The sequence below is a fragment of the Kitasatospora saccharophila genome (genome assembly GCF_039529925.1).
GTDB lineage: Bacteria > Actinomycetota > Actinomycetes > Streptomycetales > Streptomycetaceae > Kitasatospora > Kitasatospora saccharophila.
In genome coordinates, this window is the sequence record NZ_BAAANS010000073.1 from 1 (window position 1) to 19,774 (window position 19,774).

Consider the following 19,774-nt stretch of genomic DNA (forward strand, 5'->3'; position numbering starts at 1 on the left):
CGGGGCCGGGGGCGTCGGCCGGGGCGCGCGGGGCCGGGACGGCTGCGGGGGCGACGGGGGAGGCGGGGCCGGGGCCGCCGGGTGCGCGGCCGTGCGCGGCGGGGTCGGAGCGGGAGGCGCGCGGCGGGTCCGCGGGTCGGGGCCGGGCGGGGACGGCGGCGAGCAGGCCGGCGGCGAGGGCGAACGCGTCGGGGCGGTCGGCCTGGTGGCCGGGCAGCGGGAGTTCGCCGCCGGCGAGGTGGTGGCCGAGGGCGTCGCCGAGGTCCTGCGCCGGCCGGGTGCCGTCGTCGCCGCCGTCCACGACGTCGGCCGGGTCGAGGCCGTCGGTGCCGCGGATGCCGTGGAGGGCCCCGTCGGCCGGTCCGTCGGCCGGGCCGTCGAGCGGTCCGTCGCCGCCGGTGCTCGCGCGGACGACCGTGCCGAGGGCACGGTCGGGGTGCTGCGGGGGGTGCCCGGTGTCGGCGGCGCGGGCGGCGGTCGCGCCGAGGCCGAGCCCCAGCACCTGGGCGGCGAGCATGCCGCTCGCCGCCAGTGTGCCGGGCCGCCCCCACCGGCGTCGGGAGGTGTCCGAACGTCGCGGTCGCTTCGCGTGGTTGGTTCGCACACCAGGGGAGAACGAGCGGGACTCCCCGCGGTCACGCTCGTTGCTCACACTCCGTCACACTGTGCGGGGGTGCGGGAGTCCGGGCCGGTGCTTCAGGCGAGCCCGCCGCGCCGGATCACCTCCGCGTACCAGCGGGCGCTGGTCTTGGGGGTCCGCTTCTGGGTGTCGTAGTCGACGTGGACGACGCCGAAGCGCTTGCTGTAGCCGTACGCCCACTCGAAGTTGTCCAGGAACGACCAGACGTAGTAGCCCCGGACGTCGGCGCCCGCGGCGATCGCGTCGGCGACGGCCTGCAGGTGCAGTTCGACGTAGCGGACCCGCTCGGGGTCGTCGACCTCGCCGTCCGGGCCGACCTCGTCCTCGAAGGCGGCGCCGTTCTCGGTGACCAGCAGCGGCAGGCCGAAGTCGCGGTGCATGCCGACCAGCGAGTCGGTCAGGCCGGTGGCGTCGATCGGCCAGCCCATCGCGGTGACGTCGTCGTTGGCGAGGTGGAAGACCACGTCCTCGGAGCCCGGCCAGCAGCTGAACTCGCTGTCGCCGTGACCGTCGTTGCGGGCGGCCTCGGCGGTTTCGGCGTTGTCGCTGGGGGCCGAGACGATGGTCGGGTTGTAGTAGTTGAGGCCGAGCAGGTCGATCGGACGGCCGATCTCCGCCTCGTCGCCGGGACGCACCAGCTCGTCCCAGTCGACGATGTGGGCGGTGTCCGCCTTCAGGTCCTCGTCGTAGCCGCCCTTGAACATCGGGCCGGTCCAGATCCGGTTGCCGACCGCCTCGATCCGGCGGGCCGCCTCGCGGTCCTCCGGGGTGTCGGTGAGCGGCCGGACCAGGTGCAGGTTGAGCGAGACGGCGATCTTCGCCGAGGCCGGCAGCACCTCGCGCAGCGCGCCGACGGCCAGGCCGTGGCCGAGGTTGAGGTGGTGGGCGGCCTTCAGCGCGTCGGCCGGGTTGGTGCGGCCGGGGGCGTGCACGCCGGAGCCGTAGCCGAGGAAGGCGCTGCACCAGGGCTCGTTCAGGGTGGTCCACACCGGGACGCGGTCGCCGAGCGCCGCGCCGGCCAGCGCCGCGTACTCGGCGAAGCGGTAGGCGGTCTCCCGGACCGGCCAGCCGCCGGCCTCCTCCAGGTCCTGCGGGAGGTCCCAGTGGTAGAGCGTGGCGACCGGGGAGATGCCGTGCTCCAGCAGGGTGTCGACCAGGGCGCGGTAGAAGTCGAGGCCGCGCTCGACGGCCGGGCCGCGGCCGGTGGGCTGGATCCGCGGCCAGGACAGCGAGAAGCGGTACGAGGTGAGGCCGAGGTCGGCCATCAGCCGGACGTCCTCGCGGAAGCGGTGGTAGTGGTCCACCGCGACGTCGCCGGTGTCGCCGTTGAGGACCTTGCCGGGGGTCTTGGCGAAGGCGTCCCAGATGGACGGGGTGCGCCCGTCCTCGGCGGCCGCGCCCTCGATCTGGTAGGCGGCGGTGGCCGAGCCCCAGGCGAACCCGGGCGGGAAGGCCACCCGGGGGGCCGCCACCGATGCGTGGGCGGCTGTGGTCGGATCGGTCATGGTCATACGGGAGCGCTCCCATGGCTCGGGTGTGGACGGGGCGGTGTGCCGGGACCGGCCGGTGGGCCGGTCCGCGGCGGATCAGCTCTTGACGGCGCCGGAGGTGATGCCGCCGACGATGTGCTTCCCCAGAACGACGAAGATCAACAGCAGCGGCAGGGTGCCGATGAGCGCGCCGGTCATGATCACGGCCTGGTTGACGTCGTAGCCGGAGCCGCCGCCGAGACCCGAGAGCGCCACCTGCACGGTGGGGTTCTGCGCGTTGAGCGCCACGAACGGCCAGAAGAAGTCGTTCCAGGACTGGACGAACACCAGCATGCCGAGCACCGCCATGGCGGGCCGGGCGATCGGGAACACCACGTGCCAGATGACCCGCAGGCTGTTCGCGCCGTCCACCCGGGCCGCCTCGATCAGCTCGAACGGCAGCGCCTCGGACAGGAACTGGCGCATGAAGAACACGCCGAACGCCGCCACCAGCGAGGGCAGGATGACCGACTGCAGGTGACCGCTCCACTGCAGGTCGGTGACGATCCGGTAGAGCGGGATCACACTGAGCTGCGGCGGGATGGTCATGGTGGCGACCACCAGGGTCAGCAGCGCGTTGCGGCCGCGGAAGCGCAGCTTGGCGAAGGCGAAGCCGGCCAGCGTGGAGAACAGCACCGTGGACAGCGACACGCAGCCCGCCACGATGGTGGAGTTCAGCAGCGCCTTGCCCATGTCGGCCTGGCCCCAGGCGGTGGAGAGGTTGTTCCACAGCTCGCCGCCGGGCACCATCGGCGGCGGCGACAGGGCCACCCGGTCGCCGGTGTTGGAGGCCGCCACGAAGGTCCAGTACAGCGGGAACAGCGAGACCAGCGCGGCGATGCCGAGCAGGACGTAGGTGACCGGGCCGGCCTTGTCGTGGTCGCCGGCCTTGCGCCGGAACAGGCCGCGCGGGCGGGCCGGTTCGGCGTGCTTCGCCTCGCGGGAGGAGGGGGTGGACAGGGTCGCGGCCATGTCAGCCTCCCAGCTCGTTGCGCTTGCGGTAACGGTTGATCAGGAACTGCGCCAGGCCGATCAGCAGCAGGATCAGCAGCATCGTCCAGGCCACCGCCGAGGCGCGGCCCAACTGGCGCGACGGCCAACCCAGTTCGTACATGTAGAGGCTGAGCGTCTGGAACTGGTGCGCGGAGCCGCCGGACACGCCGACACCGCCTCCGAACAGCATCGGCTCGCCGAACAGCTGGGTGGCGCCGATGGTGGAGACGATGATGGTGAACATGATGGTCGGACGGATCGACGGGATGGTGATCCGGGTGAACTGCTGCCACCGGTTGGCCCCGTCCAGGCTGGCCGCCTCGTACAGGTCCTTCGGCACGGCCTGCATCGCGGCCAGGTAGATCAGCGCGTTGTAGCCGGTCCAGCGCCAGGTCACGATGGTGGAGATGGCGATCTGCGAGGGCCAGGTGTCGGTGATCCAGTTCGGGTGGAAGCCGAAGGCGCCCAGGACCCAGTTGATGAAGCCGTAGTCGGGGTTGAACAGCTGGACGAACACCAGGGTCGCCGCGGCGATCGAGGTGGCGTACGGAGCGAGGATCGCGACCCGGAAGAAACCGCGGGCGCGCATCCGGTAGTTGAGCAGGTGCGCCAGCCCCAGCGCCATCAGCAGCTGCGGGACGGTCGAGATCACCCCGATGGTGAAGGTGTTGCGCAGCGCGGTCCAGAACTGGTCGTTGGACCACAGGCGGGTGTAGTTGCCGAAGCCCTTCCACTCCATCACGTCCGGCTTGAGCAGGTCGACGTAGTGCAGCGACAGCCAGCCCGTCCAGATCAGCGGGAAGAGGCCGAAGGCGGCGAAGCAGAGGAAGAACGGCGCGATGAAGGCGTACGGGGAGGCCTTCAGGTCGAACCGGTACAGGCGGGAGCGCCATGAGGAGCGCGCGGCGGGCGGTGCCTCGGCGCGGACGTGGGTGGCCACTTGGGGTTTCCTTCCCGGGGGTGGCGAGGGGCGGCGGAACGGCGCCCGGCCGGGTGGGCGGACCCGGCCGGGCAGTAGGGATCGGCTACCGGCGCGTGCCGGCCCGGATCAGTGGCCGGTCTTGTCGTCGACCAGCTTGGTCACGTTGTCCCAGGCCTTGGCCGGGTCGGTGCCGTGCTCCTCGATGTCGAGGATGCCGTTGTCGGTGATGATCGTCTTCACGTTGCCGTCCTGCTCACCGATCGGAGCCGGGACGATGGAGGAGGCGGCAGCGGCGAAGATCTGGCCGGTCGGCGCGTTGTTGAAGTACTCCAGCTTGGCGCCCTGGACGGCGGGCTGCTGCAGGCCGCCCACGGTGGAGGGCAGCACGCCGATCTTGGTGAAGACCTTGGCCTGCTGCTCCGGCGCGGTCAGCCAGGCGGCCAGCTCGGTGGCCTCCTTGATGTGCTTGCCGGCCTTCGGGACGGTCAGGAAGGCGCCGCCCCAGTTGGAGGCGACCGGCGCGGCCGCGACGTCCCACTTGCCCTTGCCCGCGTCACCGGAGTACTTGCTGATGGTGGCGGTCATCCAGGAGGGGCAGACCAGCGCGGCGAACTTGGCGTTGGCGAGGGCCGCGTTCCACGGGTCCTGGAACTGGCGCAGGCCGGCGCTGATCTTCGCGTCCGAAGCGGAGACCGCGAGGTCCCAGGCGGTCTTCACGCCGGCGCTGGTCTTGTAGACGAGCTTGCCGGAGGCGTCCGAGTACTGCTCGGGCTGGGCCGACAGCACGGCGTTGAACAGGCCGGAGGCCGAGTCGGTGAAGAAGGTGCCGGACGGAGCCTTCTTCTGGTACTCCTTGCCGGTCTCGACGAACTTCGTCCAGTCGCCCGCCCACAGCTTGCCGACCGCTTCGCGGTCGGTCGGCAGGCCGGCCTGCTGGAACAGGTCGGTGCGGTAGCAGATCGCCATCGGGCCGATGTCGGTGCCCAGACCGATCATCGCGCCGCCCGGGGTGGTGGCCTGCTTCGACTTCCAGGGCAGCCAGTTGGCGGCGTTGACGCCGTCGGCCTTGCTGAGGTCGACGAACTTGTCGCCCAGGGTGTTGGTGGCCTGCGCGATGTAGCCGACCTCGACCGCCTGGATGTCGGACAGGCCGCTGCCCGAGCCCAGGTGGGTGGTCAGCGCGTCCCAGTACTTCTGGCCGTCCTGGGTGGTCTGGTACTTGATGGTGATGTTCGGGTGCGCGGCCATGTACTCGTCGTACAGGCCGGCCTCCACGTAGCCGAAGTCGCCGAAGTCGCCGATGTTCAGGGTGATCTTCGAGTTGGCGCCGTCGGAGCCGCCCTTGTCCGAGCTGGACGAACAGGCCGTGAGCAGCAGGGTGGAAGCGGCGAGGACCGCGACGGTGGCGACAGCGGCTCTGCGCGGGCGGGAGGTGGTGCGCATGGGGGCGAACTCCTTTGTCCGGGTGGTTGGTCCGGGTCGGTCCGGTGCCGCTCCGGTCGTCTTCCGGGGGCTTCCGGTGGTCTTCCGTGGGTGGTGCCGGGCTTGGAACGAGAGCTTCGTTGGGTGTTCTTGGTGCGCTGAATCTTGGCTACAGTGTGGGAGCGCTCCCACAGCTGGGCATGCCGGAAGGTTGCTGTGTCGCGGGGGTGAGTGTCAAGACGTGGTGACACAAACGTTGCCGGAGCGTTTCCGGCTTCGTTACCACCGCCGTTGACGCCCGCGGGCTGCCCCGGACACGTTCCGGGCCGCCCCGGATGGTCGGAAACGCCGCGGGACCGGCCACAATGAACAGTCCGTGCGGGCCCGGGGGCGGGTTCCGCGGATCCGTCCCATCCGTCCCAGAGACCGAGAGGTGTAGCGATGAGCCCGACCGCACAGCGCCCCGACGCGCTCCACCCGGGCGCCGGCGGCAGAGCCACCGCGCGCCCCACCCTGGAGGAGGTGGCCGCGCTGGCAGGCGTCGGCCGCGGTACCGTCTCCCGGGTCATCAACGGTTCCCCCCGGGTCAGCGCCAAGGCCCGGGAAGCCGTCCAGACCGCCATCGCCGAACTCGGCTACGTGCCCAACCGGGCCGCCCGCACCCTGGTCACCTCGCGCACCGACTCGATCGCGCTGGTCGTGCCCGAGGCCGAGACCAGGCTGTTCTCCGAGCCGTACTTCTCCGACATCATCAGCGGCGTCTCGGCCGAGCTCGCCGAGACGGACATGCAGCTGCTGCTGATCCTGGTCCGCAACCAGCGCGAGCGCGACCGGCTCTCGGCCTACCTGACCGCCCAGCGCGTCGACGGCGTCCTGGTCGTCTCGGTGCACCGCGACGACCCGCTGCCCGGACTGCTGGAGAGCCTGGAGATCCCCTCCGTGCTGGCCGGCCGGCGCGGCGACCTCGAACCGCTCAGCTACGTCCACGCCGACAACGCCGGCGGCGCCCGGATGGCCGTGCGCCACCTGCTCCGGCGCGGCTGCACCCAGGTCGCCACCCTGACCGGCCCGCTCGACATGGAGGTCGCCCAGGCCCGTCTCGGCGGCTACCGCCGGGCCCTGGAGGAGGCCGGCCACGCCTACGACGAGGAACTCGTCGGACTGGCCGACTTCACCGAGGAGGGCGGCCGGGTCGCGATGCGCGAACTCCTCGCCCGCAGGCCCGAGTTGGACGGCGTCTTCTGCGCCTCCGACGTGATGGCGGCCGGCGCCATGCAGGTGCTCCGGGCCGCCGGGCGGCGGATCCCCGACGACGTCGCGGTGATCGGCTTCGACGACTCGATCGTGGCCCGGCACACCGACCCGCCGATGACCAGCGTCCGCCAGCCGATCGAGGAGATGGGCCGCACCATGGCCCGACTGCTGCTCGACGAGATCCACGAACGCGGCCGGGCCCGGCGGCAGGTGGTGCTGGCGACCGAGCTGATCGTCCGCGACTCCGCCTGACGGCGGGCGGCGCTACGGCGCTGCGGCGCTGCGGCGGGGCCGTGCTGTGGCGGGCGGCGGGAAGCGCGGGAAGCGGGGCAGAGGGGGAGCAGGGCAGGGGGCGGGGCGGCGAGGGAGCCACCACCCGCGCGGGGTGCGGCCCGTGCGGGGGTTCGGCATGTCCGGGGGCAGGTGCCCCTCGCGCCGGTGGTCCCGCGCGCCCCGGGCGGGCGTCCCGGCCGACCGGAGCGGGGCTCGGGGTGCGGTTCGGGGCCGGGACGGCGGCTCGGGGCGTGGGCCGGGCTCGGGGCGTGGGCCGGGCTCGGGACGTAGGCCGGGCTCGGGATGGGCTCGGGAGTCGGGGCTCAGGAGTTGGGGCGCAGCGTCCAGACGATCTCCAGCACGCCGGTGACGGCGCCGTCCTCGCGGGTGATCTCCACGATGATCGGGAACTCGGGGCGCTTGCCCTCGTCCAGCTCCGCGATCACCTCGGCGACCGGCCGGCCGAGCGTCGCGGTGGCGGTCACCACGCCGCGGGCCAGCTTCTTGAACGAGATCTCGCCGACCGTCGGCAGCGGCACCGCGCGGCCCAACTGGTCGCCGAACGCCGCCAGCACGACCGCCCCGCTCGCGGACTCGGCCAGCGTGAACATCGCCCCCGCGTGCGGCCCGCCCACGTGGTTGCGGTACTCCGGGAGGTCGGGCAGCCGCAGCACGGCCCGCTCCGCGGTGGTCTCCAGGTACTCCAGCTGCAGGGTCTTCACCATCGGGACGGTGGAGGTGAGCAGCTCGCCGATCGCAGTAGTGGTCATGCCGCGATGTTACTAGTGGGTAGCTTGGTCGTCCATGGGTCGTCGGCCGCGGTTGCCCACGGCTGCCTGGCGGGCTTTCCGGTCGTGCTCCCCACGAGTGGCCTCCGGCCGCGTTCCGGTCGTGTTTCCGGTTCTGCCTCTGCTCCTGCTTCTGCTTCTGCTCGTGCTTCCGGTCGTGCTTCCGGTCGTCCGGAATCGCGGGGCGTGAATGCCGGTGGAAACGGATGCCGGGGGACGAGGGGGATTCGGCGGGGGTTTTCCGTCGCACCGGTTCGGGGCGACGCCGCCGGTGAACGCCACTGTGCGGCGGGTGCGTGGTGGGTGCGCGGCGGGCGCGCGGCGAGGCGTGCGGGAAAGCGCTCCGGGAAGGTGCGGGGGCGACCGGTCCGGCCCGGGGGCGAGCGTCCCAACTCGCTTTCGTCGGTGGGCGTTCCGGCGAGCGTTCCGGGGAACGGCGAAGGCCCCGGTCGATTTCTCGACCGGGGCCTTCGCGATGGGGTGAGTGACGGGACTCGAACCCGCGGCCACCTGGACCACAACCAGGTGCTCTACCAACTGAGCTACACCCACCATCTGTCAGGTGCTTTCCCGCTCTCGCGTTCCCGCTCCGACAGGAAGAACTCTACAGGATGCCGAGGGGTGCTCGCGCCAGGGTTTCCCCGACCGCCCGGACCGGAGTCCTGGTCAGGCGGTGGGCAACTGGTGGCGGGCGGCGATCTCCCGCGCGGTGTCGGTGTCCGGGCCGGGCTGCGGGACGAACACGGCCTCGCGGTAGTACCGGAGTTCGGCGATCGACTCGCGGATGTCGGCCAGCGCGCGGTGGCTGCCGCCCTTCTGCGGGCTGTTGTAGTAGGCGCGCGGGTACCAGCGGCGGGCCAGCTCCTTGATCGAGGAGACGTCCACGATCCGGTAGTGCAGGTGCCCCTCCAGCTCCGGCATGTCCCGGGACAGGAAGCCGCGGTCGGTGGCCACCGAGTTCCCGCACAGCGGGGTCTTGCCGGCCTCCGGCACGTGCGTGCGGACGTACGCCAGCACCCGCTCCTGGGCCTCGGCCATGGTCAGGCCGTCCGCGAGCTCGTCGAGCAGGCCCGAGGCGGTGTGCATCTGCCGCACCACCTCGGGCATGCTCTCCAGCGCCTCGGCGGGCGGGCGGATGATCACATCCACGCCTTCGCCGAGCACGTTCAGCTCGGAGTCGGTCACCAGGGCGGCGACCTCGATCAGGGCGTCCCGATCGAGGTCGAGGCCGGTCATCTCACAGTCGATCCATACCAGACGGTCATTCACGCACTCACCCTACGGCGCGATCACGCGCCCCCGACACCGCACGCGCTCCGTCCGGGGCGAAGTCCGCCGTCCCGCGCGCCCCGCGCTCCGGCTCGGCCTCGGGGCGGTGCGCCCCCCGCCGGTCCCGGGCACTGGGCTGCTTGCCGTCCGCGTCCTCCGCGATGGCGTGCTCGACCGGACGGTCCGGACGCTCCGCCGGACCCGACCCGCGCCCGCCCGGGTACGCCGCGCTCGGCCGCACCGGCTGACCCGGTGAGGGCTGGGCGTGCGCGTGCGCGGGCGGCGGCCCCTGGTGGGCGCCCGGCTGGCCGCTCCCGGGCTGGCCGTACTGGCCCGGCTGCCCGGGCTGCCCGCCCGGGGCGCCCGGGGCGCCCGGGTGTGCGGCGCGGCCCGCGTACCGGGGGTCGCCCGGGCGCTCCGGTGCGCGCGGACCGAAGGCGCCCGACGGCGGACCGGACTGCGGCGGCACCAGCGGACGCGGACGCTGCCGCCCCGCCTGGCCCCCGCCGGGACCGCTCGCTCCGCCGGCCGGACCGGCACCGCCCGGAACCTGCTGACCGTGCGTCACCGACCCGTGTGTCACCGACCCGTGCGAGACCGGTCCGTGCACCGACTGCGGGTGCCCGACCGGGCCCGCGCCGCGCTCGGCCGGGACGCCGTTCGCCGACTGCGCCGTCACCGGGCCGCCGACCGCCGGCCGCCGGGCCCGGAAGGTGGTCCGGTACGCGGCCGGGGAGACCCCGAGCTGCCGCCGGAAGTGCCCGCGCAGCGCCACCGGCGAGCGGAAGCCGCAGCGCCGGGCGACGTCGTCCACCGACAGGTCGGAGGTCTCCAGCAGCCGCTGCGCCTGCAGCACCCGCTGGGTGATCAGCCACTGCAGCGGCGCGCTGCCGGTCAGGGTGCGGAACCGGCGGTCGAAGGTGCGCCGCGACATGTAGGCGCGGGCCGCCAGGACCTCCACGTCGAACTGCTGGTTGAGGTTCTCCAACGCCCAGGTGACCACCTCGGCCAGCGGGTCGTTGCCGATCTCCTCAGGTAAAGACTGGTCGATGTACTGGGCCTGACCTCCGCCGCCGCGGCGGTTGGGCACCACCAGTCGGCGGGCCAGCGCGTTGGCGGCCTCGGCGCCGTGGTCGCTGCGGACCACGTGCAGGCACAGGTCGATGCCCGCCGCGGTGCCGGCGGAGGTGAGCACGTCGCCGTCGTCCACGAACAGCTCGCGCGGGTCGACGTGGACCCGCGGGTAGCGCTTCGCCAGCGTCGGCGCGTACATCCAGTGGGTGGTGGCCGGACGTCCGTCCAGCAGCCCGGCGGCGGCCAGCACGAAGGCGCCGGTGCACAGGCCGATGATCCGGGCGCCCTCGTGGTGGGCCTTGCGCAGTGCCGCGATCGCCTCGACCGGCGGCGGCTGCGAGATCGACCGCCAGGCCGGGACCACGATGGTGCCCGCCCGGGAGAGCGCCTCCAGCCCGTACGGGGCGGTCAGCGTCAGCCCGCCGGTGGTGGTCAGCGGGCCCTCCTCGCCGGCGCACACCAGCAGCCGGTAGCGGGGGACGCCGGCGTCCTGCCGGTCCACGCCGAAGACCGACAGCGGGATCGAGCTCTCGAAGATCGGCGCCCCGCTGAACAGCAGCACCGCGACGGTCTCCCGGCGGCGCCGGCCCGCGAGCTTGCGCGAGGAGGACAGCGCACCGGGGCCGGAGGCGGCGGAGAGCACGTCCGTCGCCGCGCCCGCACCCCCGTGCCCGCCCGGGGCGAGCCCGCCGTGGTTGCCGTGACCACCGTGGCCGGAGCCGGTCGCGGCGGGGGACGGGGCCGAGGGGTACTGAGCACCCGTCATCGGGCCGGAACCACCGTGGAGCTGACCGCCGTTCGGAGCGCCGCCCGGTCCGCCGGTCGGCGAACCCGCCGAGGTGCCACCGAACTTGCCGAGTCTCGCCGTGCCACCGGGATGGGACGACTGCTGACGGCCGCTTTCAGGACCCGCGTCGCTCCTGCTCACCCTGCTCAAGGCGCTCCAGCCCCCTCGGTGGTGTGGTGGTCTCGGCTGCCGCTCTGCGAGCCAAGATCGAATCTACTTGGTGGACCGTTGCCGTTGTGACAAGTTCACCATCCGACGCTATGTCGACATGGCAATTTGGCGTGAAGCATTCGATCACGAAGCGTGGCACCCGTCGACCCCGCTGTGAAGGGGGCGCGAACAAGCGTGGCCGGTTGTCGCACGACGCCCCGGCGATTCGCCCGTCGAGGGTGCACTCACCGTCCGCTGTGTGCTGCGGATTTGCCCGAACGGCAGGGCAGCGGCGCAAGTTGGCCGAAAACATACGGTTCGAATCGGGGGCGTGAAACCGTCTTCCATGCGCCACAGCGCACACCTGAGCCATGATCCCCGCGCCCCGTCAGCCCCCCGGCCCGACCCGAACCGGCCACTCCTGAACGCTCCTCACCTCACAATCCGTCACTTAGAACTCGCTGTTCCACTTGTGCCCCACCAACCCCAGCCACCCCACTGACCCCGGCTACCCCGCCGATCCACCCCGCCGCCCCGCCCGACGCACATTCGTCCGAATCCAACCCCTCCACCACCACCCCGCCGGACACCCGTCCGCCCCCCGGAACGGGCGCGACCACAGGGCCGACCGAGGACGAGCCGGGGCGGCCCGGGGCCGCGTACTCGGCCGACACCATGCCTTCTCGCGGTTCGAGGGGCGCGGTGCCCGCCGCTCCCAGCTCCGCCGCCCCGGGGTGCGACGGGCCGGCGGCCGAACCCAACTGGTGCACCAGACCGTTGAAGTCGGTACGCGGCCCACGCGGCCAGTGAGGCGTCGTCCACGACGTTGAAGGTGCGCCCGGAGAGGCATGGGACGGCCATGGCCCGCCGCACGGCCTGTGCCACGCCCACGCCGTCCGGCGCCCGCCGCCGGTCCGTCTCCTGGCACGGGTCGCCGACCACCACCCCGACCCTGGCTTCCCGCCGCCGGGTGGCCCGCCCCGCGTCCCAGCCCAGTGCCGCCGTCGCGTCCCGGTTCGCTCGCCAGCCACCGCTCCGCCACAGCCCGTTGGCCCATGCGCGCTCCGGACTGCTGTCGATCCTCGACCAGCCGCACGACGTCTCGCGCAGAGGTGATCTCCGACCTCGGCGACGTCCTTGCCCAGAATCCGCTGTCCGCCGTGGTCTTCGGCGGCCTCTCCGTGGTGCCACCCGCTGCCCGCAACTGCCCCCGTGCTGGTTCGCCATCCCTCGGGACCCGGGTTCGCTTCCCGGTCGGGCAGCACGACGATCTCGCCCGGGCCCACACCGCCACCCTTCGGGCCGCCCGCGCCACCCACCCCAACGGCCCCCGGATTGCCGAGTCCCTGCAGCAACTCCGTTTCACCGGAGCCGAGTTCGCCGACTGCTGGGATCGGCACGAGATCTCCGTCCGCGCCAACGGACGGAAGGCCGCCCCGCGCCCCGCAGGTGTCGGCTGAACTCGAATGCGAAGTGCTCGCCTCTGTGGGGCAGAGTCGACTGCTCCTGCTGCACGCCGAGCAGCGCGACCACGGATCGCCTTGACCTCCTGAGCAGCCTCGGTGCCGAGGTGAACACCGCCGTTCAGTGACTCTCCGGGCAATTTGCTTCAGTGCCAAGGCGGAAGTACTGGTACCGAGGGCAGGGGTGGAGCGAAACGGCTTGACCCGGCGCGATGGGCCGGAGCGGCGCGCGGTGGTGCAGGGCGGGTGTTCAGCCCGTGGCCGCCGAGGTGGCCGGCGGTGCTAGCGGTACGGCCTTCGCCAGGGGTACGGACAGGGGGACCGCCGGGGCGAGCGGCTGGGTGGTCGGCTGGGGGAGCGGGGTACCGGGGGTGCTCGGGGCGAGCCGGGCGGCGGTCGGGGCCAGCCGGGAGGCCGGGATGGCGAGGTGGCCGCGCGAGAGCGGGGTGCGCCCTGCTGCGGCTGCGGCGAACCCCCTTCCAGCGGTGGGCAGTTCGGACTTGGCGAGGATCACCCGTACCGCTTCCGGCAGGCTCGGCGTACTGATCGTCGGACGGTAGGCCCGTTCGGCCCACGGCCGTCCGTGGCTCAGCCACGCGCTGCGCAGTCCCGTGGCCGTCGCCCCCGCGATGTCGGCCGGACCGTAGTCGCCGACCATCCAGGTCTGTTCCTTCCAGTCCCCCGTGGGCCGGAAGCCGCACCGTCGCGCCGCGATCTCGAAGATCAGCGGGTCCGGTTTGAGGCAGCGGGCCTCTTCCGAGATGACCCAGCCGTCCACCAGGGAGGCGAGCCCGGTCAGTCGGATCTTCTCCAGTTGGGGGAGCGTTCCGCCGTTGCTGACGATCCCCAGCGTCCATCCCGCCTCGCGTGCCTTCCGGAGTGCCGCGATGTGTGAATCCGGGCACTGGATGTGCGAGTTGATGCCGAGCCGGTAGTGCGCGAGCATCGAATCGACCGAACGATCGAAGCCGTAGCGGCGCTTCGCCGCACCCAGTACCGTGCTGCGCGGCACGTAGCCGCTGCCGTCGAGCATGACCAGCCATTCGAGGTCGCCGGCGGGCAGGCCGTTCTCGGCGAGGAAGTCCTCCGCCCACGCCCGGAACGCGGCGTCCCTGGGCAGCAGGGTGTTGTCGAGGTCGAGCAGGAGCAGGGGCATGCCGAGCATGCTGCCAGCGGCCGACTCGTATGCACGTGGCAATTGCCAAAGGCGGTTGGAATTTCCGCGAATTGGCCGAATCCGGATGGTACGCACGCAACCCGGACCATGATCCGAAAAGGAACCGTCCCGGTTCGGCCGCCCGTCCGATCATCGGGCGGATCGGGTGGTGTGTTGGCCCCGTACCGGACAGCGTGCGAGCGATCCCGACCCGGCACCCGGCTCGGCGTCCGGTCCGACGTCCGGAGGGTCCGTCGGCCGGGCAACTCCCGTGCACCGCCTGCGGGCAGGGGCGATGACAGTCGGGTCACGTTGTGTCGGCGCACTGTTGCGCGCAGCGCATGTCGTCGGTCAAGCTCCTGGGAACCCGTCGTACGGGGGGCGCACGTCTGGGCGTGCGCTTCCCCCACAAGCGGGAACCTGGTCGCACGAGGGCGCCGTCGCTGGGCGGGGCCCGTTCCGAGCCGTACTCTGAAAGGCACAGGTCGCCAACGGTGGTAGTCGTTCCCGGACGCATTCCCGCCGCCGCCGTTCCTGTCACCGGGGCCGGACGGTTCGCCGCCGAGTCCCCCCGTGTAGGCCCGCTTCAGTTGAAGAGTTTTGAGCCATGGCCGGTCATGAGCCTTCCGCTTCTGCCCACGGCAGCCCGCACGACGGCAGGTCCGTCGTCGAGGGCTTCGGCACTCCGCCGCTCGCCGATCCACCGCGCCGTCCGGACGCCCGGCCCCCCGACCGGGGTGCGGGCCTGGACTCCGACCGGGACGCGGACCCGGACCCCCGTCCGGCACCGTCCGGCCCTCGTGCCGGCCGGACGGGTCGGGTCGCCCCGTTCGGACGCATCCGCCCGTCCGGACGGGCCGCGCACCGCCGCGCCCCAGGGTGCGGCACCCCTGAACGTGACACCCCCGAACGCGACACCCCCGGGAACGACAGCCCCGGTACTGCGGAGGACGCGATGACCGACCGAGCCCGTCCCACCGTCGGCCGCCGCGACGGCGAAGGCGAACCCCAACTCCAGGAACACGGCTCGCGCGCCTGCGACCCGCAGTTCCAGCACGGCGTGGTGGTCGGCTTCGACGGCTCGCTCTCCAGCGAGCGCGCCCTGGCCTACGCCGTCGGCATGGCCCGCCGCTCCCGCTGCGGCCTGGTGATCGTGCACGTCGCGAACCGGCTCCCCGCCACCGTCTGGGCCGGTTGCGAACCGCCCGTCTTCGTGGACCTCCCGGACCAGCGCACCGAAATCCTCGGCCTCGAACTCGCCTGCGCCGACTTCCTCTCCGGCGTCCCCTGGATCCTGGTCGAGCGGGGCGGGGACATCTGCCACGAGATCGAGGAGGTCGGCCGCGAGTACGCCGCCGACGCCATCGTGGTCGGCAGCACCCACGGCCTGCTCGGCAAGATCTTCGGCTCCGTCTCCGGCCGCCTCGCCCGCCGCGCCAACCGTCCGGTGATCGTCATCCCCTGACCGGTCGCCCCCGGTCGTCCCGGGGCAGCCCTGAACGGACCGGAGGGGTAGGAGCGGCTTGCCCCGGCCGCACGCTTCCCTGCCGGTGTCCACGCCTGTGCCTGCGTTCGTGCCCGGGTCCGGCCCGCGTCCCTGTCCGCGTCCCTGTCCGCACCCGGGGGCGGCGACCTGGCGTATCGGCCGATCGAGTCGTTCCCGCTTGCTCCGGTGCGCCGTACCGGTGACCGGTCGAGTGTTTGATCGATCATGCCAAGGTGACCAATCGTCATATCGACGTACTGACCGCCGGGCGACGCGTCGCAGCGGCCGCGCCCCGCCGCCCCGTGCCCGCCGTGCTCGGGGCCGCGCTGCTGGCCCCCGTCGTCCTCGGTGCCTGGACGTCGGACCCGGCCGCCACCCGGGGCGGCGAGGTGCGCAACGAACTGCGGTTGAGCGTCAGCACCAACAGCAGCACCGATCCCGCGGTACGGCTGCGTGCGGGGGAGTCGGCCACGCGCACGTACCACCTGAGCAACCACGCCGAGTACCCGCTCGGCGGCGTGCTGCTGAACGACCCCCAGCTTCCCGGCGGACAGCTCTCCTGCGGTGCCGGCCGGAATATTCCGCCCGGCGGCGCCCTCGACTGCACCGCCACCTTCACCGTCGCGCCCGGGCCGCAGTCCACCCGGGTCTCGGCGGTCGCCGACGCGCCGAACCACCTGCCGCAGTCACACGCCGACGCACCCGCCGGCTACCTGGGCATCACTGCGGGGCTCCGGCTCACCCGGGTGGGTGCGCCCGCCGGGACGGGTCTGTCCCGCCGAGCCGTGTCCCGGACGGCGTCGGCCGACGGTCCCGAAGCCTCCGAGGGATCCACGGGCGGATCCCCGAGCGGACCCCCGGGGGGATTCCCGGGCCGGTCTCCCGAGCTCCCCGATGATCGCGAACTCCAGGGCGCCGTGACCGAAACCGTTCGGACCGCCCCCGCCCGCCCGGCGACCAGGGCGGTGGCCGCTGTCGGTGGGACCGTTGAACTCCAGTACCGCCTGGAGGCGTTCGGCGACGTCCCGGTCACCGCCGCCTCGGTCACCGAAGGACTGCCCGGCCTGGGCACGGTGAACTGTGCGGGCCCGGACGGTGGGCACACCCTCACCCCCGGACAGGCCGTGGACTGCCGTGCGACCGGTACCGCCCGCCCGGGACGCCAGACCGGTACGGCCCGTGCGGACGGTCTGGCGGACGACGCGACCATCGGGCCGGACGGCAGCCGCCAGGCGCCCCGCCGGGTCTCCGCCGAGGCCGACGGTGCCTACGACGGCCTGCAGCCGGTCCCGTCCGGCCCGGAACCGGGCGGCCCCGCGACCACCGGGGCGGGCCCCGGCCCGGGAGCGGGCTCCGCCGCCAGCCCCGCTCCCGGCACCGGAACCGGTCCTGGCACCGGCCCCGGTACTGCCGCCGGAGCTGGAACAGGGGTAGGTCCGGGCCCCGGCGGCGTCGCGAGCCCCGGAGCTGGCCCGGGGGCTGCTGGCGTGGGGACCCCGCCGGGAACCTCGGGGGACAGCGTTCCGCCAGGACTGTTCCCGGTGTCCGTTCCCCCGGGGGCCCAGCCGGCTGCTGCTGCCGCAGGACAGCAGCCCGGTAGCGCGGAACAGGTCGGGCCCGTGGCAGGTGCCCCTGCCACGGCGGGGCAGATGCTCGGACCGTTCCTTCCCGGACAGGCACCGGCACTGCTCCCGGGCGGGACCGCCTTCGCCCGGCCGGCTTCACCCTTCGCCGCCCCGGGCCCAGCCGGTGTGGTAACTCCGCTGGCGAGTAGCCCCGGTGGTGCTGCGGCGGCCAATCCGGGCACGCCCGTATCCGCTTCCGCTTCCGCGTCCGGAACCTCGTCCGGCCCGAGCGGGGCGTCCGGTCAGGAGACTGGCCCAGCCGTCGGCTCGCAGCAGGTGGGGCCCACTGCGGGCGGGCAGGGAGAGAGCCAGTACGCGGTGGAGGACTGGCCCCCCGGCGAGGAGGACGACTCGTGGGACGGGACCGAAGTGATGATGCTCCTGCTGGCGATCCTCCTCCCGGTGCTGTGTGTGTTGGCTGCGGCGTTCACCACCCGGAGCCGGGGGCGGCGATGACGGCGCTGATGACGGCGGCGGAGGCGTCGGCCGTGAAGGCGGTGCGGAGCGTGCTCGGTCCGTGCCCCGGAGGAGCGACAGCCGTGTTCGCGGTCACGACTGCGTTCGGCGGGGCACTCGGGGACGTCACCGGTGCGAGCACTCTTGAAAGCGCAACTGTTGTCGAGTCAAGGATCGAGCCGGAGCGGGCTCCAGCGGCCGGCGGCCCGAGAAGGGCTCCGACCTGCTCGGCGGCGGCATTGCCGTTGCCGGACAGCGCAAACAGCACGAGTACGAGCACGGGCTCCGGTGCAGGTGCAAGTACGGACACGAGCGCGCGTGCGGGCGCGGGCATGGTCGGGCCCCCGTGCTGACCGTCGCCCTCGCCGCCGTGTCGGGGGCGGCGCTGGCGCTGGTGATCGGTCTGCTGCTGGGACGGACCAGGCGGGCGCGCGAAGGGTCGACGACGCCGCAGGCGTTGTCCTTCGCCGGGGCGGCGATCCTCGGCTTCTTCGCGCTCTTCCTGGGGTTCAGCATCGCCGGCACCTGGCAGCAGTTGAACTCGGCTCGCCAGCACACCTATGAGGAGTCGCGGGCCCTCACGGAGGCGTACTGGACCGCGGGCGGCCTGCCCGGTGCCGACCGACCCGTGGTGCGGGAGAGGCTGCGGGCCTACACCAGGGTGGTGATCGACGACGAGTGGGCCGCCATGCAGCACGGCAGCGGAAGTCTGGCCGCCTGGCGGGCGGTCGACCAGGTGCGGGCCGCCGTCGACCAAGCCGCGGTGCACAGTCAGACCGAGGCGAGTGCTCGGACCGATGTGCTGCGGAGCCTGTCCGAGGTCAACGCCAAGCGGAACGCGCGGCTGGGTGATCTCCGTGCGTCGGTGCCCGTCCTGGCGATCGGCGGCCTGCTGGTGGGGGCGGTGTTCGTGCTGGCCACCCCCTCGGTGATCGGGCTGACCTCCAATCCGCGGAACCTGGTGCTGATGTGTTTCGTGGGCGCCTCCGTGGCGTTCGGGGTGAGCATGGTGGCGGTGATGAGCGGGCCGTTCTCCGGTGCGGTGCGCATCCAACCGACGGCGTTCCAACTGGCGTTGGAGCGCTACGACCAGATCGACAGCGACGCCGGGGCGTCGGCCCTACCCCCGTTCCCGTCCTGACCGGCACCGTCCTGACCGGCACCGAGCTGCCCGCTGCGGGTCGGACCGCTGGAGAGGTCCGGTCCGGCAGGTCAGAGCGGGAGCCGGGTCAGGACGTGGCAGGAAGGGCGCCGGGTCAGGGGGTCATGCCGAGTTCGCGGGCGATGAGCATCCGTTGGACCTCCGAAGTGCCTTCTCCGATTTCCAGGATCTTGCAGTCGCGCCACATGCGGGCGACCGGGTACTCGTTCATGAAGCCGTATCCGCCGTGGATCTGGGTCGCCTCCCGGGCGTTGTCGACCGCGGCCTCGGAGGCGTACAGCTTGGCGATGGCTGCCTCCTTCTTGAAGGGCTCGGAGTGCAGCAGCCGGGAGGCGGCGTCCCGCCAGGCCAGGCGGGAGGTGTGCGCGCGCGTCTCCATGTCGGCGAGCTTGAACTGGATGACCTGGTTGGCGCCGATCGGCCGGCCGAAGGCGCGGCGCGTGGCGGCGTACGAGAGCGACTGGTCGACGCACCCCTGGGCCAGGCCGGTGGCCAGGGCCGCGATGGCGATGCGGCCCTCGTCGAGGATGCGCAGGAACTGGGCGTAACCGCGGCCGCGGCGCCCGAGCAGGTTGGCTGCGGGCACCCGGCAGTCGGTGAAGGACAGTTCGCGGGTGTCAGAGGCGTTCCACCCGACCTTCGAATACTTCTTCGACACCTGGAACCCGGGAGTCCCAGTGGGAACGATGATGGAGGAGATTTCCCTGGTGGGCGAGTGATTTGACGATCCATCACTCGAATGTGTGATCGGTTCGGTCAGTGCGGTGACGGTCACCAGCCCGGTCACCTCGGTGCCGGAGTTGGTGATGAAGCACTTGCTGCCGTTGATCACCCACTCGTCGGTGGCCTCGTCGTAGCGCGCCGTGGTCCGGGTCGCCCCGGCGTCCGTGCCGCCCTCGGGCTCGGTCAGGCCGAACGCGCCGAGCACTTCGCCGGAGGTCAGCTTCGGCAGCCACTCGCGCTTCTGCTCCTCGGTGCCGAACAGGTGGATCGGCATCGCGCCGAGCGAGACGGCGGCCTCCAGGGTGATCGCCACCGAGGAGTCGACCCGGGCCAGTTCCTCCAGGACCAGGCAGAGCGCGAAGTAGTCGCCGCCCATGCCGCCGTACTCCTCCGGGAACGGCAGCCCGAACAGGCCCATCCGCCCCATCTCCCGGACGATGTCGTACGGGAATTCGTTCTGTTCGTAGTATTCGCCGATCTTCGGCGCAACCACGTCGTTGGCGAACTCCGCTACGGTGCGGCGGAGCTCCTCGTACTCACTGCTCAGGCGGTGGTCGAGCACGGCTGATCCTCCCGGGATCGCGGCCTGGTGGGCCTGGTGG

Annotated in this window: 14 protein-coding genes, 1 tRNA gene and 1 pseudogene; 5 read left to right on the plus strand and 11 right to left on the minus strand. The window is 72.6% G+C overall.

What is annotated here, in order from left to right; translation table 11 throughout:
- The 5 genes from ABD345_RS34515 to ABD345_RS34535 all read right to left on the minus strand — a co-directional run.
- Window positions 1–517: hypothetical protein (locus ABD345_RS34515; protein ID WP_344558078.1), on the minus strand; the 517-nt coding region annotated here is incomplete at its 3' end.
- A 179-nt stretch (window positions 518–696) separates the two neighbouring features.
- Complete coding sequence (locus tag ABD345_RS34520; protein ID WP_380273372.1) at window positions 697–2,151, minus strand: GH1 family beta-glucosidase; 1,455 nt, start codon at window positions 2,149–2,151, stop codon at window positions 697–699.
- Window positions 2,152–2,226: 75 nt separating this feature from the next.
- Window positions 2,227–3,141 (minus strand): carbohydrate ABC transporter permease, encoded by a 915-nt coding sequence (locus ABD345_RS34525; RefSeq protein ID WP_344558080.1) that lies wholly within the window; start codon window positions 3,139–3,141, stop codon window positions 2,227–2,229.
- 1 nt (window position 3,142) lies between these two features.
- Window positions 3,143–4,102: a carbohydrate ABC transporter permease gene (locus ABD345_RS34530; protein ID WP_344558081.1), complete on the minus strand. Its 960-nt coding sequence runs from the start codon at window positions 4,100–4,102 to the stop codon at window positions 3,143–3,145.
- Between the two features lie 108 nt (window positions 4,103–4,210).
- Window positions 4,211–5,527 carry an ABC transporter substrate-binding protein gene (locus ABD345_RS34535; protein ID WP_344558082.1) on the minus strand — a complete coding sequence of 439 codons (1,317 nt, stop codon included), beginning with the start codon at window positions 5,525–5,527 and terminating at the stop codon, window positions 4,211–4,213.
- Between the two features lie 420 nt (window positions 5,528–5,947).
- Between ABD345_RS34535 and ABD345_RS34540 the strand changes: the two genes are divergently transcribed.
- Window positions 5,948–7,012, plus strand: coding sequence for a LacI family DNA-binding transcriptional regulator (locus ABD345_RS34540; RefSeq protein WP_344558083.1), 1,065 nt, complete (start codon window positions 5,948–5,950; stop codon window positions 7,010–7,012).
- A gap of 344 nt (window positions 7,013–7,356) precedes the next feature.
- Here ABD345_RS34540 and ABD345_RS34545 read toward each other — a convergent pair whose 3' ends face one another.
- From ABD345_RS34545 to ABD345_RS34560, 4 genes and pseudogenes are all read right to left on the minus strand, one after another.
- Window positions 7,357–7,803: a DUF4442 domain-containing protein gene (locus ABD345_RS34545; protein WP_344558084.1), complete on the minus strand. Its 447-nt coding sequence runs from the start codon at window positions 7,801–7,803 to the stop codon at window positions 7,357–7,359.
- Between the two features lie 494 nt (window positions 7,804–8,297).
- A tRNA-His gene (locus ABD345_RS34550) sits at window positions 8,298–8,373 on the minus strand.
- Window positions 8,374–8,487: 114 nt separating this feature from the next.
- On the minus strand, window positions 8,488–9,090 hold the full coding sequence (gene orn, locus ABD345_RS34555) for an oligoribonuclease (RefSeq protein ID WP_344558085.1): 603 nt from the start codon (window positions 9,088–9,090) through the stop codon (window positions 8,488–8,490).
- Window positions 9,091–9,774: 684 nt separating this feature from the next.
- Window positions 9,775–10,807 (minus strand): annotated as a pseudogene (locus ABD345_RS34560) (helix-turn-helix domain-containing protein); the annotation flags it as partial.
- A gap of 1,406 nt (window positions 10,808–12,213) precedes the next feature.
- On the opposite strand from ABD345_RS34560, the gene ABD345_RS34565 reads away from it, so the two are divergent.
- Window positions 12,214–12,561 (plus strand): MmyB family transcriptional regulator, encoded by a 348-nt coding sequence (locus ABD345_RS34565; RefSeq protein WP_344558086.1) that lies wholly within the window; start codon window positions 12,214–12,216, stop codon window positions 12,559–12,561.
- A 253-nt stretch (window positions 12,562–12,814) separates the two neighbouring features.
- On the opposite strand, the gene ABD345_RS34570 is transcribed toward ABD345_RS34565, so the two are convergent.
- Entirely contained in the window at window positions 12,815–13,720 is a 906-nt protein-coding gene (locus tag ABD345_RS34570; RefSeq protein ID WP_344558087.1) for an HAD family hydrolase, read from the minus strand.
- Between the two features lie 955 nt (window positions 13,721–14,675).
- On the opposite strand from ABD345_RS34570, the gene ABD345_RS34575 reads away from it, so the two are divergent.
- From ABD345_RS34575 to ABD345_RS34585, 3 genes are all read left to right on the plus strand, one after another.
- Entirely contained in the window at window positions 14,676–15,185 is a 510-nt protein-coding gene (locus ABD345_RS34575; protein ID WP_380273366.1) for a universal stress protein, read from the plus strand.
- A gap of 254 nt (window positions 15,186–15,439) precedes the next feature.
- Window positions 15,440–17,287 (plus strand): hypothetical protein, encoded by a 1,848-nt coding sequence (locus ABD345_RS34580; protein ID WP_344558089.1) that lies wholly within the window; start codon window positions 15,440–15,442, stop codon window positions 17,285–17,287.
- Window positions 17,288–17,633: 346 nt separating this feature from the next.
- Entirely contained in the window at window positions 17,634–18,428 is a 795-nt protein-coding gene (locus ABD345_RS34585; RefSeq protein ID WP_344558091.1) for a bestrophin-like domain, read from the plus strand.
- Between the two features lie 115 nt (window positions 18,429–18,543).
- Here the strand turns inward: ABD345_RS34585 and ABD345_RS34590 are convergent, their stop codons facing one another.
- On the minus strand, window positions 18,544–19,734 hold the full coding sequence (locus ABD345_RS34590; protein WP_344558093.1) for an acyl-CoA dehydrogenase family protein: 1,191 nt from the start codon (window positions 19,732–19,734) through the stop codon (window positions 18,544–18,546).
- Window positions 19,735–19,774 lie beyond the last annotated feature (40 nt).

What these genes read in the sequence shown, in the direction of transcription:
- ABD345_RS34520 (WP_380273372.1), bottom strand. Translation starts at nt 2,151, where the DNA reads ATGACCATGACCGATCCGACCACAGCCGCCCACGCATCGGTGGCGGCC.
- ABD345_RS34525 (WP_344558080.1), bottom strand. Translation starts at nt 3,141, where the DNA reads ATGGCCGCGACCCTGTCCACCCCCTCCTCCCGCGAGGCGAAGCACGCC.
- ABD345_RS34535 (WP_344558082.1), bottom strand. Translation starts at nt 5,527, where the DNA reads ATGCGCACCACCTCCCGCCCGCGCAGAGCCGCTGTCGCCACCGTCGCG.
- ABD345_RS34540 (WP_344558083.1), top strand. Translation starts at nt 5,948, where the DNA reads ATGAGCCCGACCGCACAGCGCCCCGACGCGCTCCACCCGGGCGCCGGC.
- ABD345_RS34545 (WP_344558084.1), bottom strand. Translation starts at nt 7,803, where the DNA reads ATGACCACTACTGCGATCGGCGAGCTGCTCACCTCCACCGTCCCGATG.
- ABD345_RS34570 (WP_344558087.1), bottom strand. Translation starts at nt 13,720, where the DNA reads ATGCCCCTGCTCCTGCTCGACCTCGACAACACCCTGCTGCCCAGGGAC.
- ABD345_RS34575 (WP_380273366.1), top strand. Translation starts at nt 14,676, where the DNA reads ATGACCGACCGAGCCCGTCCCACCGTCGGCCGCCGCGACGGCGAAGGC.